This window comes from Allorhizobium ampelinum S4 (assembly GCF_000016285.1).
GTDB classification, from domain to species: domain Bacteria; phylum Pseudomonadota; class Alphaproteobacteria; order Rhizobiales; family Rhizobiaceae; genus Allorhizobium; species Allorhizobium ampelinum.
Genome location: NC_011989.1, coordinates 1357247 through 1368946, shown reverse-complemented (window position 1 = coordinate 1368946; position 11700 = coordinate 1357247). Strand labels below are relative to the sequence as shown.

Sequence of the window (11700 nt, the reverse complement as noted above, 5' to 3'; positions counted from 1 at the left end):
AAACCAACAGTGGCCGTTGGCGAGATCGACTTTGGCAAACACATGCTGAAGGAACCGCAAGAGCGCGTGTGCGAGGCATCGGCAGCAGAAGAATCGGCCATACTATCGGAGCTGCAACGCGGCTATGACGCTGCTGTAAAATTTGCGTTCATGACAGGATGCCGCCGCATGGAGATCTTGGGGCTGGAGTGGCCGCATGTCGATTTCTTTTCCCGCCGCTTTGTCGTGACCGGCAAGGGCGACAAATCCCGCACCATCCCAATGTCCGACGCGATCTATGATTTGCTGTGGTCGCTCAAAGACCACCACCCTACAAAGGTGTTCACCTATCAGGCCCTCAAAGCCCGCAAGGATCTGTGCCTGGAGCGCGGCAAACGATACCCGATGACCGAGGCCGGTTTAAAAACCGCCATGCGCCGGGCGGTGCCAAATGCGGGCGTGGAAAACTTCCGTTTCCACGACACGCGCTACACAGCGGCGACCCGTGTGCTGCGCGCGTCAAACCTCCGCGTTGCCCAAAAGCTACTTGGACATCAGGACATTGCGACGACCACAAAGTACGCCCACGCCATGGACGACGACATCAGAGCCGCCCTCAATTCCGCGACGGCAAAGCCCAAGGCGACAGCCACATCAGATGATAACGATCTGAAAAATTTGCAGATTATTGACTGAGGCGCTATTTCCCCCAGTCAAGGGCGCTACCGGGCTGCGCTACGCCCCGACCCGCTCTAAGAGCAAGGTTCACTTAGAGTTTTTGACTTTCTTTCGGGCGCAAGCGGAATTTTGCCCGAACAGATCAAAAACGGGCAAAACACACCTCAAAGCTCATTCCGCCAAGATCGACGGTGGAAGCCTGACGGTATACGTCGTGCCACTGGAGCTTGTCGCGCTGGCCAGGGAACCGCCGAGTTGCTTGACGAAAGCTTTGACGAACTGGGTGCCAAGTCCTGATCCCTCCGATTTGCCACTGAGGCCGATCCCGTTATCGCTGACGGTCAGTGCAACCTCACCCTCCCGGCGCTGAAAGCCGAGAACAACCTCGCCCTGCCCCGATGGAAAGGCATATTTTACGGCATTGGTGGCAAGTTCATTGACGATCAAGCCGATCGATACGGCATGATCAGGGAGAATGCTTAACGGCTCGGTCTTCGTGCTGATCGTGATGTTTGAATTCGGGCTTAGAAGGCTCTTGCGGATCGTGTTGTTGATGCCTCTCAGATAGGTTTCCATATTGACTGGACCAAACGCGCTGGATTGAGCAATGACGTCATACAGTTCGGCGACGGCCCTGATCCGCGCCTGCATCGCCTTATATCCTTCGGCACAAGGCTCTGCGGCGCGGCGAATCTCATGGGACACAAAAGAGGAGATGATTTGCAGGCTGTTCTTGATACGATGGGCCAGTTCCGCTGCCAATATATCCCTGTGCCTGTCGAGCAGCACGGCCTCCGTTGCGTCCTCGAACACGACGAGCATCCGAGTGACATGATTGCCGGGCCGAAATATTTTCCTGGCATTGATCTTGAACACACGCCGGCCCAGACCGGGAAAGTCGTCCTCCAGCAGCAAGCCATCGACATGCTCGTCGCGTGGCAGAACGCGTTCCAGAAGATCGTTGAGCGCCGCCACATTCCACTGGCCGTCCCCCAGCGTTTTCAACTGCTGGCCGACAACCTCCGTGGATTGAACGCCGAAAAGTTTCAGGAAAGAACGGCTGGCAAACACAACGCTCATGTCGTGCTCCAGCACCAGCTGTGGATCACGGACCGTATCGACAATATTCTGCGCAAGAATCCAGCTCCGCTCAGCCTCCGCGCTGGCAAGACGCGCTTCGGTGACGTCATCAATTGACATCAAAAAAAGGCTCGCTGAATCACGCGCGCTTTGAACCCGACGCACATTGACCAGCATGATTCGATGGCCCAGATCCGGGAAAACCACGTCAACTTCATGAGCATTGACGACGGTGTCCTGCGGAACGAGCTGCTCCAAAAGCAATCGAAGCCCGGGAATATTCCAATGGCCACCCTTCAGATCGTAGAGTTGCCGCCCCAGTGTCTGTTCCGAAGCAATCTGGAAGTTCGCGTAAAAGGCTTGATTGGCGGCAAGCACAGTTAGATCGTGGCTCAGAATCAGCACTGCGTCACGGGAGGTATCGATGATGTCCTGAGGCAGGATTGCGTTGAGCGGAAGATTGGTCAAGGGGTGTCGCTTTTCTAAGATGAGATAGGCTGTTTCCAGGTGCGGCTAGGCCGCGCGTGAAATAGGTGAGCTATGCCACGGTCCAAGGATACCAATGCATCAGTGGCTTGAGCTATAGACAAGTGGAATAACAAACATCGTTTTTAATAAATGTTCGTGTTGGCCGATTGAATCGGTATGCATGGCAACCCGTGCCTTATGGTAAGCCATCAGGGCAATCTTGGCTGGCCGCTTATTTGGTGGCGCTGTCTCTCGATGTTTTCGTGGGTTGATCATGCCCGGGACCTGCAATCAGACTCTCGAAAATTGCATCGTTTGTCTTGCGCCATGTCTCATCGGTCAACCATTGATAATCCTGGTCCGGCATCAAAGGAACAGCCTTTACCTGCGCATTTGAAATCCGCAGAAAGAAGCTCTTCCTTTCCCGATCGACAAGCAGGTAGCGAAGCGGAACAACGAGACTATCCTTGCCCGGGACGAAAAACCCGCCAGCCGCAACAATGGCGTAGTCCTGCCGGTCCCTGGTGCCGATGACCACATTGCGAACTTCGCCAACAATTTTGTCATCGGCAGTCCGAACTTCGGCCCCGACAATTTCATTGACCAGCAAGCCAGGATCGAGATCGTTGATGCTGATCAAAGCCGCCTCATTGGCAGTGCCACGGCTTCCCTTGACCTGGCCCAGCCTATGCCATTGCGGCTCGCCAGCGGCCAATTGCTGGTCGGTCGCGTCTTCGTCATTGGTACCCAACCGCGCCATAAAAGGGGATGCGATCAATTCACGAATATTGCCCAGCAACCGCTCGCAATCTTTTTCCAGCCCGTAATTCCAAAGAAGAAAGGCCGCATCGCGCAATTTACGCAGGTCATGGACGAGATAGCGGTTTTGAGGATCCCGAAATTCAGGCTTTTCCAGAATGGCTTCTTCAAGCCTTGCATCGGAAATATTGCAGGCGGCGAGCGCTGGCGTGCCACAAAACGCAAGCAGAAGCGCTCCAGCCGCGGCTGATTTCATAAACGTCATTCCTAGTCCGATCGGCGGGTTTTGCTATGACTTCGTGTTGCCCAGCACACTGATCGGAAGGAGGCGCACCGCATGACGCTATTCTTCACCAATCATAACGCACGCCATCCTGATTTGTTCCAAATTTAAGAAAATATTCCTTTTTGCTATTCTTTTCTTATTGCCGAAACACACGCCAGACACGTCTTACCGTCGATTCCACAGCCCACGATATACGGCCAAAATTTATTATTCACATCGGATTTTTTCTGCGGAACCAATGGTTAACCGTGGCGTTATGAGCCGCGGAGAACATGACATGACATTAGACAGAGACTTTCAGCGGCCGGTCGCCTTGGTCATTGCGGGAACCACCCACATGGTCAGATCAATTCGTGAAGCAGCATGGCTGCTCGCCGATCAATGGCCGGATTTTTCCTGCGAATATTTTCGCAAGGCCTTGTCGGCCTGCGCAGCCGCCCTGGAAGGACGGCGTTCCGCCACCTATGCGCGGCGCGCGCTGATCATTGCCGCGCATCGCGCCAATGTGGCGATTGCGCCTGAGCAAACTCAGGCGGCGTGAGGGTGGTGTTTTAGCGCATCGGACCGAAAAGTGGGAACCGGTTTTCGGATAAATCCGATGCGCAAACAAAAACTTAGAGCATCGTTCTGGTTCCGATTTTCTGTACGATGCTCTAGCGGACCTGATCCAATAGCCGCTTACATTCCAACAGATCAAACAGGGTTTCCTGAAGCAGCGCCCGATCTTCTTTGCCGACGGAACCGCGACCAGCGGAAATGTCGAGAGCGCTGTCGTCGCCACCGCCGAAGTTAAAGAATCGGCTGCTGGTGCGCGACTTTGCATGACCGACGACCTGATCGTCGTCGCTGCCAAGTTTGGGATCGTCATTGCTGGATTGACCAGCGGCAACCAGGGCTTCCATGGTCGCCAGATCGCCGGAAGCGACAGCCATGACGAATTTATTGCCATTGGTTTTCAGAAGCTTCTGCACGCCTTTGATCGTATAGCCATGATCATAGAGCAGATGGCGAATGCCCTTCAGCAATTCGATATCGTCAGGACGGTAGTAGCGCCGTCCGCCGCCGCGCTTCAACGGCTTGATCTGCGGAAACCTGGTCTCCCAGAATCGCAGCACATGCTGCGGTAAATCGAGATCGTCCGCCACTTCGCTGATCGTACGGAAGGCATCAGGGCTCTTATCCAAGACGGGCTCCATCATGTCACTCTCAACGACAGCATGTCTCTCATCGGAAACGGAAGCTGTATCATCTTGTCTTTCGGCCAGTGCTCTGAAGACTCGGCAGTGAGCCATCCATCCAGATGGCCACTCGAAAACGTCGCTCGCAAACAATAAATACCGACACAAACAACTGCATTACCTTGCCGGAAGCGCAACCTTGGTCGCAAGGCTGTTAAGCAGCCGGATTGGCCGGTTTCTGCTTGGCTTTGCGGGCCAGATGCGAGCGCAGGATACGCTGTTTCAACACGTTGGAGGCTTTGAACGTCATCACCTTGCGGGGCGAAATCGGCACTTCTTCGCCGGTCTTCGGGTTGCGGCCGATCCGCTCATTCTTGGCGCGCACCTGAAAGGTGGCGAAAGAGGAAAGCTTGACCATTTCGCCACGCACGATGGCATTGCAAATCTCATCGATAACAGTTTCGACAAGCTCGGCGGATTCTGTCCGGGAGAGACCAACCTTGCGGAAGACCGACTCAGCCAAATCCGCGCGTGTTACCGTTTTGCCAGCCATAGCACCCCGTCCATCATCAGTTCTGATCGTTATACTCAGAGACTATTGATATGAACGCAATCGGTCAAGCGCCGTTAACAACTTGTTTTTGCGGCAACTACCAGCGTAGCAGCAGCGCGCCCCAGGTAAATCCGCCGCCCATGGCTTCCAACAGCACCAGGTCGCCTTGCTTGATCCGGCCATCGGCGACCGCAACCGAAATCGCCAACGGAATCGAGGCGGCAGATGTATTGCCGTGCTGATCGACGGTGATCACAACTTTTTCCAGGGGAATATCCAGTTTTTTCGCCGCACCGTCGATAATGCGGCGATTGGCCTGATGCGGCACAAGCCAATCAACATCCTCGGCTGTCAGGCCCGACGCCGCGAAGGACTGCTCGATCACATCGGCGATCATGCCGACGGCATGTTTGAAGACTTCACGGCCTTCCATGCGCAAATGGCCGACTGTGCCTGTCGTGGAAGGGCCGCCATCCACATAAAGCTTGTCCTTGTGCGAGCCGTCCGAGCGCAGATGCGCCGTCAGCACACCGCGATCGGCAATCGTTCCCTGCCCTTCGACCGCTTCCAGCACCAGGGCGCCAGCGCCGTCGCCGAACAGCACACAGGTGGTACGGTCCTGCCAGTCGAGAATACGCGAAAAGGTCTCGGCACCGATCACCAGCACCCGCTTTGCCAGTCCGCCACGAATATAAGCATCCGCCGTCGTCATCGCATAGACGAACCCGGTGCAGACGGCCTGAACGTCAAAGGCAAACCCATGGGTCATGCCAAGCCGGTTCTGGATATTCACAGCAGCCGACGGAAAAGTGTTGTCGGGCGTCGATGTGGCGCAGATGATCATGTCGATATCGGCGGGCGCGAGGCCAGCTGCCTCAAGCGCCTTCAAGGCAGCCTCAGCGCCAAGCGAAGCGGTGGTCTCCCCCTCGCCGGCAATATAGCGCTGCTTGATGCCGGTGCGTTGAACGATCCAGTCGTCCGACGTGTCGACAAGCGTTTCCATTTCGCGGTTACTCAATAGCCGCTTGGGCAAAGCCGAGCCAACACCGCGAACAACTGAACGAATCATTTTATATTTATCCTGTCCTTCACGCTGCTTCCGGCCCGGCGCTGGAGGAACCAGCCCTGGACGTCGATGGAAAGCGAGTGTGATAAAGTTTCAAATCATTTTCAATTTTCTGGGTCAAACCATTGCGCGCCATGTCATAGCCAACCTCGATGGCTGAACCGAAACCTTCCGCGTCCGTACCGCCATGGCTCTTGATGACAATGCCGTTCAGACCGAGAAAGACGCCGCCATTCACCTTGCGCGGGTCCATCTTGTCCTTGAGCGCATCAAAGGCCCCCTTGGCGAAGAAATAGCCGATCTTCGACATCAGGCTGCGCGACATCGCCGCCCTCAGATAGGTGGCAATCTGGCGCGCCGTGCCCTCGGCAGCCTTCAAGGCGATATTGCCAGTGAAGCCTTCCGTGACGACGACATCGACGGTGCCCTTGCCGAGATCGTCTCCCTCGACGAAACCGGCATAGTTTAGGGTGTCCAGACCTGCCTCACGCAACATGCGGCCCGCTTCGCGCACTTCTTCCTGACCCTTGATTTCCTCGACGCCGACATTCAACAAGCCAATCGAAGGACGATCAATCTGGAATAAAGCCCGGGCCATAGCGCCGCCCATGACGGCGAAATCCAGCAATTGTTGCGCATCGGCACCAATGGTGGCGCCGATATCAAGCACAATGCTTTCCCCCTTCAGGGTCGGCCAGATCCCGGCAATCGCCGGGCGCTCCACATTGGCCATGGTGCGCAGGCAGAACTTGGACATCGCCATCAGTGCGCCGGTATTACCGGCAGACACGACGACATCCGCCTCGCCTGTTTTGACGGCCTCAATCGAGCGCCACATGCTGGAGACATAGCGACCACGCCGCAGCGCCTGGCTTGGCTTTTCGTCCATGGCGATTGCCACTTCGCAATCGTGGAAGACGGATTTTGCTTTCAATTTTGGATATTTGGCAAGAAAAGGCTCGCACTTTTCCCGCTGGCCAAACAGGATGAATGTAATCTCCGGATGGCGCTCCAGCGCCCGGGCGGCGCCCGGAATAACGACTTCGGGACCGAAATCGCCCCCCATGACGTCGAGAGAAATTTTGACCACGCGTCTTAATCCCTTCTTTTTCACCCCCAGGTGAAATTTTCGGCCAAAATACCGGTTTTGGTCTGGCGTACAACTTATTTGTGGTTCATCGTCAAGGCCCGACTGTCAATCTAGTCCTTTTTCCAGTCTTTAAGGGCGGCAAAGGGCGATGGGCGAATAATCTGCGCGCCTGTATCCTCGTTATGGCCTGAAAATTCAACGCCCGGCTTGCGCGGATAGGGATCGATTGCCATAGCGGCAAACTCTGCAACCAGCGCGCCCGCATCGATCGTGTCACCGACAAAGGGTTCCGGCGCGTCCGGTCCGTCCGGGTCCAACACCATTTCGCCCTGCCCGTCCAGCACGATGCGGGCAAGCTTGGAACCCTCAGGCACGAAAACCTGCTCCACCTGTTCGCTAATCTGCGTCAGCACCGGCTCCAGCGTCACGACGCAGGCCTGCTCGATCTCGCCTTCCACCACGCCCTTGATGCGCACACCGTCGCGCTTCCAACGGCTGATCTGAAGTTCAGCCTTCAGAGAACGGACAGCCAGCACTTTCCACAATTGCGCCAGGCCTTGACGCTCGGCGTCATCGGCCTCAAGGCGCACCCGCACGGCATTGGCGGAGACATGTCCGACCTTGACGTGATAGGAAAAAGGCGTGTTTGCCGGGGTCTGGCCTTGCGATTTCATCGATGAACCTGCTGCTCTGGAAGAGGAAATGCCAGCGATCCGGTGATCACGGCCTCTTCCATCGTTTGTAAAAGATATGTTTCTGCTGTGATGGCCCAATGGGCCAGGTCCGTCATGGCCGGACGAGCGGCTTCCGGCACGTCTGGATGGATATTGCGCCGAAAGCCGGCGGCAAGCGCACTTTCATCCTTCAAATCGAGTGCCTTGCCGTAGGTTTCAAGGCGGCCATAGAACATTCCCGCCAATTTTTTCATCCGTTTGGGTACGGTCTGGTCGCCAACCCCCAATTCCCGGATGGAATGATCGACATCCTGAAAAAACGCGTCGATGATTTCCTGCGCCACTTCCTGGCCGCTGCGCTCAGATTTCGCCGTGCGGCGCAGATAGAGAATCAGCACCAGCGACAGCATTTCAAAGCGGCCCATCACGGTATCCGGCACATCGAGCGCCTCGTAAAACAGCGGTATACGGGCGGCTTCCATCAGCACGGCATATTGGCGGTCGATAATCTGGCGGTTGTTCCGGCGGGTCTTGAACAGGGTAAAAATCATCGCAGCGCCTATTTTACGTGTTGCCGGCTATTCGTCCGATCCCTGGAGAAAGAGGCGCGACGGCCCGACCGATGTTGCATGATGGCTAAAGCTGGTTTACCGAAGCAGTCATGAATTGCAATGCCGTTTTACCGGACCGGCCCTGCCGATGGCAATCGCGTCGGGCAAAGCGGGTTGGAGCTTGAAACATATCGTTGCTCCGTCTTTTCGGTTTCCCCGGAAAGGCCACAATGATATGGGCAAGACGCAAGCGGATAAGCACAAGAAGCGACTGGCGCAAGAAATGGCTGGCGCAAGAACGAACCTGGCCTGCAGGCGGGCAGAAGAGAGCATGATGGGAGATGCATCATTGAAGAGACGGTATTTCCGGCCCGACGCCAGGGCTATCGGCCTGGCCGCGATGACTTTGCTGATCGCAACCGGCGGCTTGACCGGCTGCACGACCGGCGAAGTGTTCCATAACGGCTATATTGTGGACCCGAAAGCGCTCGATCTGGTGCCGGTCGGTGCCAGCCGCGAACAGGTCCTGCTATCGCTCGGCACGCCATCGACCACGGCGACCTTCGATGGCGAGGTATTCTATTATATCTCCCAGACCCGCAAGCGCCCCGTGGCCTTCATGAAGCAGCAACTGGTCGATCAGCAGGTCTTGGCGATTTACTTCGACAAGAACGGCACAGTCGTACAGCGCGCCAACTACAGCATGAAGGACGGCAAGGTCTTCGATATGGTCTCGCGCACCACGCCAACCGGCGGCAAGGACCTCAGCTTCCTGCAACAGATTCTGTCGGGCGGCAACGGCGCTGCTAACAGCGTCAAGAACATGCTCGGCTTCCAATAAGCAGAGCCTCGATATCAAACAAAAACCCGCGGCCTCACGGTCGCGGGTTTTTCTATGTCTATGTTGGATCAGACACCCTCAACCGGCAAGAATAGCCAGCAGCAACAGGGCGACGATATTGGTGATCTTGATGGCCGGATTGACGGCCGGGCCTGCCGTATCCTTGTAGGGATCACCAACCGTATCGCCTGTGACGGACGCCTTATGGGCGTCTGACCCTTTCAGATGCGTTGTCCCATCCTTGTCAACAAAACCGTCCTCAAAGCTCTTCTTGGCATTATCCCAGGCGCCACCGCCCGATGTCATGGAAATTGCCACGAACAATCCGTTGACGATCACGCCCAGCAAGGATGCACCCAGGGCTGCAAAGGCCGAGGCCTTGGAACCGGAGACCAGCAGCACGCCGAAATAGACGACAATGGGCGCCAGCACCGGCAATAACGACGGCACGATCATCTCCCGGATTGCCGCCTTGGTGAGAATATCCACGGCGCGGCCATAATCCGGTTTCTCGGTGCCCTGCATGATGCCGGGCTTGTCACGGAACTGGCGACGCACTTCCTCAACGATGGAGCCAGCGGCCCGGCCCACCGCCGTCATGGCGATACCGCCAAAAAGATAGGGAATGAGACCGCCGAAGATCAGCCCGGCCACCACATAAGGATTGGAGAGGCTGAAGGAAATGTCGCCGATCCCGGCAAAATAGGGATATTGATCACCATTGGCCGCGAAATATTGCAGGTCGTTGGAATAGGCGGCAAACAGCACCAGCGCGCCCAGCCCGGCTGAGCCGATGGCATAGCCCTTGGTGACGGCCTTGGTCGTATTGCCGACTGCATCCAGCGCGTCGGTAACCTTGCGCACCTCCGGCGGCAGATGGGCCATTTCGGCGATGCCACCGGCATTGTCGGTGACGGGACCAAAAGCATCGAGCGCGACGATCATCCCCGCCAGCCCCAACATGGTGGTGACAGCGATGGCGGTGCCGAACAGACCGGCCAGCTGATAGGTGGAGATGATGCCGCCGATGATCACCAGCGCTGGCAGCGCGGTTGACTCAAGGGAAACCGCCAGACCCTGGATGACATTGGTGCCGTGACCAGTCACCGACGCCTGGGCGATGGAATTGACCGGGCGTTTGTTGGTTCCGGTATAGTATTCGGTGATGACAACGATCAGCGCGGTCACGACCAGGCCGAGAATGCCGCAGATGAACAGGTTGACGCCGGTAATCGCTTGGCCCGCAACGCTGCCAATCGCACCCCAACCGATGGTGATCTGGGTGGCCACGGCGAGACCGATGATGGAGAGTAGGCCGGTAACGATCAGGCCTTTGTAGAGCGCGCCCATGATCGAGCCATTGACGCCGAGCTTGACGAAAAACGTACCGGCAATCGAGGTCAGGATGCAAGTGCCGCAAATCGCCAGCGGATAGATCATGGCGCTTTCCAGTATCGCGCTGCCTGCGAAGAAAATCGCCGCCAGCACCATGGTGGCAACCACGGAGACCGCATAGGTCTCAAACAGGTCGGCGGCCATGCCTGCGCAATCGCCGACATTATCACCGACATTGTCGGCAATGGTGGCCGGGTTGCGCGGATCATCTTCTGGAATACCCGCCTCGACCTTACCGACGAGATCGCCGCCGACATCGGCACCCTTGGTGAAGATGCCACCGCCAAGCCGTGCAAAAATTGAAATCAACGAAGCGCCGAAGCCAAGTGCCACCAGCGCATCGATCACATCGCGCGAGCCGCTGGCATGGCCGAGGCCATAGGTCAGAACGCAATAATAAACGGAGACGCCGAGAAGGGCGAGACCTGCCACCAACATGCCGGTAATAGCTCCGGATTTGAAGGCAATGTCGAGACCGGCGGCCAAGCTCTGGGCCGAGGCCTGCGCGGTGCGGACATTGGCGCGCACCGACACATGCATGCCGATAAAGCCTGCGGCCCCTGAGAGAACCGCGCCGATCAGGAAGCCAATGGCAGCCTCTCCCGACAGCAAGTACCAAACGCCTGCAAACACCACGGCACCGACGATAGCGATGGTCAGATATTGCCGAGCCAGATAGGCCTGCGCCCCTTCGCGGATATAGCCCGCGATTTCCTGCATACGCGGCGTGCCCTGGTCAGCAGCCAACACCGCCTGCGTTGCCCAGACCGCATAGGCCACGGAAATCAAGCCACATAGAATTACGCCTAACAGAACTGCCATTCCAACGCCTCCCTGTTGGACACCGCCCTCTCCTCCAAGGACGTTGCCTGTTTCTAACAGTCTATCCAATAATCGCCGCTGGCCGGCTGCAAATGGCAATTTCTGCGCTTCCGGTACTCACGTACGTTAAGTACGCTCCGTTCCGGTTCTCAAAATCACCATTTTCGCCAGGCCAGCAGCAATTCTTGAACAAACTGTAAGGCAGAGTGCGCTTCTCCCGATCCAAAGGTCAAGAGTATGCAACCGGATTTCAAAGCGCCCTGCCATGCTTGAACGCAAT

General features: G+C 56.7%; 12 protein-coding genes. 3 read left to right on the top strand and 9 right to left on the bottom strand.

The annotated features are described in order from the left end of the window. Positions 1 to 9: 9 nt before the first annotated feature. A complete protein-coding gene (locus tag AVI_RS06395) occupies positions 10 to 675 on the top strand; it encodes a site-specific integrase (protein WP_049777151.1) in 666 nt (221 codons plus the stop codon). Positions 676 to 828: 153 nt separating this feature from the next. Here AVI_RS06395 and AVI_RS06390 read toward each other — a convergent pair whose 3' ends face one another. Further along, on the bottom strand, positions 829 to 2205 hold the full coding sequence (locus tag AVI_RS06390; RefSeq protein ID WP_041696422.1) for a sensor histidine kinase: 1377 nt from the start codon (positions 2203 to 2205) through the stop codon (positions 829 to 831). Between the two features lie 232 nt (positions 2206 to 2437). Continuing rightward, the gene (locus AVI_RS06385) at positions 2438 to 3229 is read right to left on the bottom strand and encodes a PRC-barrel domain-containing protein (RefSeq protein ID WP_015915595.1); all 792 of its coding nucleotides are present in this window, start codon (positions 3227 to 3229) and stop codon (positions 2438 to 2440) included. A 298-nt stretch (positions 3230 to 3527) separates the two neighbouring features. Here AVI_RS06385 and AVI_RS06380 point away from each other — a divergent pair, with 298 nt between their 5' ends. Beyond that, the gene (locus AVI_RS06380; protein ID WP_041696421.1) at positions 3528 to 3791 is read left to right on the top strand and encodes a DUF982 domain-containing protein; all 264 of its coding nucleotides are present in this window, start codon (positions 3528 to 3530) and stop codon (positions 3789 to 3791) included. A gap of 112 nt (positions 3792 to 3903) precedes the next feature. Here the strand turns inward: AVI_RS06380 and AVI_RS06375 are convergent, their stop codons facing one another. From AVI_RS06375 to AVI_RS06350, 6 genes are all read right to left on the bottom strand, one after another. After that, a complete protein-coding gene (locus AVI_RS06375) occupies positions 3904 to 4449 on the bottom strand; it encodes a MerR family transcriptional regulator (protein ID WP_015915593.1) in 546 nt (181 codons plus the stop codon). A gap of 193 nt (positions 4450 to 4642) precedes the next feature. Further along, positions 4643 to 4981: an integration host factor subunit alpha gene (locus AVI_RS06370; protein WP_015915592.1), complete on the bottom strand. Its 339-nt coding sequence runs from the start codon at positions 4979 to 4981 to the stop codon at positions 4643 to 4645. Between the two features lie 97 nt (positions 4982 to 5078). After that, positions 5079 to 6050, bottom strand: a complete 972-nt coding sequence (locus AVI_RS06365) for a beta-ketoacyl-ACP synthase III (protein ID WP_015915591.1) — start codon at positions 6048 to 6050, stop codon at positions 5079 to 5081. A gap of 19 nt (positions 6051 to 6069) precedes the next feature. Then, positions 6070 to 7137, bottom strand: coding sequence for a phosphate acyltransferase PlsX (plsX, locus tag AVI_RS06360; RefSeq protein WP_041696419.1), 1068 nt, complete (start codon positions 7135 to 7137; stop codon positions 6070 to 6072). Between the two features lie 110 nt (positions 7138 to 7247). Further along, positions 7248 to 7811 carry a YceD family protein gene (locus AVI_RS06355; protein WP_015915589.1) on the bottom strand — a complete coding sequence of 188 codons (564 nt, stop codon included), beginning with the start codon at positions 7809 to 7811 and terminating at the stop codon, positions 7248 to 7250. Beyond that, positions 7808 to 8362, bottom strand: coding sequence for a ubiquinol-cytochrome C chaperone family protein (locus AVI_RS06350; RefSeq protein ID WP_015915588.1), 555 nt, complete (start codon positions 8360 to 8362; stop codon positions 7808 to 7810). Before AVI_RS06350 ends, AVI_RS06355 begins: the two co-directional genes overlap by 4 nt. A 331-nt stretch (positions 8363 to 8693) precedes the next feature. Between AVI_RS06350 and AVI_RS06345 the strand changes: the two genes are divergently transcribed. Then, positions 8694 to 9203, top strand: coding sequence for an outer membrane protein assembly factor BamE (locus AVI_RS06345; RefSeq protein WP_234626767.1), 510 nt, complete (start codon positions 8694 to 8696; stop codon positions 9201 to 9203). Between the two features lie 78 nt (positions 9204 to 9281). Here the strand turns inward: AVI_RS06345 and AVI_RS06340 are convergent, their stop codons facing one another. Continuing rightward, positions 9282 to 11420 carry a sodium-translocating pyrophosphatase gene (locus AVI_RS06340; RefSeq protein ID WP_015915586.1) on the bottom strand — a complete coding sequence of 713 codons (2139 nt, stop codon included), beginning with the start codon at positions 11418 to 11420 and terminating at the stop codon, positions 9282 to 9284. Positions 11421 to 11700 lie beyond the last annotated feature (280 nt).

Bases quoted from the DNA above. Each gene is read 5' to 3' on its own strand.
- AVI_RS06380 (WP_041696421.1), top strand. From the start codon at position 3,528: ATGACATTAGACAGAGACTTTCAGCGGCCGGTCGCCTTGGTCATTGCG.
- AVI_RS06340 (WP_015915586.1), bottom strand. From the start codon at position 11,420: ATGGCAGTTCTGTTAGGCGTAATTCTATGTGGCTTGATTTCCGTGGCC.
- AVI_RS06355 (WP_015915589.1), bottom strand. From the start codon at position 7,811: ATGAAATCGCAAGGCCAGACCCCGGCAAACACGCCTTTTTCCTATCAC.
- AVI_RS06350 (WP_015915588.1), bottom strand. From the start codon at position 8,362: ATGATTTTTACCCTGTTCAAGACCCGCCGGAACAACCGCCAGATTATC.
- AVI_RS06375 (WP_015915593.1), bottom strand. From the start codon at position 4,449: ATGATGGAGCCCGTCTTGGATAAGAGCCCTGATGCCTTCCGTACGATC.
- AVI_RS06345 (WP_234626767.1), top strand. From the start codon at position 8,694: ATGATGGGAGATGCATCATTGAAGAGACGGTATTTCCGGCCCGACGCC.
- AVI_RS06385 (WP_015915595.1), bottom strand. From the start codon at position 3,229: ATGACGTTTATGAAATCAGCCGCGGCTGGAGCGCTTCTGCTTGCGTTT.
- AVI_RS06365 (WP_015915591.1), bottom strand. From the start codon at position 6,050: ATGATTCGTTCAGTTGTTCGCGGTGTTGGCTCGGCTTTGCCCAAGCGG.
- AVI_RS06370 (WP_015915592.1), bottom strand. From the start codon at position 4,981: ATGGCTGGCAAAACGGTAACACGCGCGGATTTGGCTGAGTCGGTCTTC.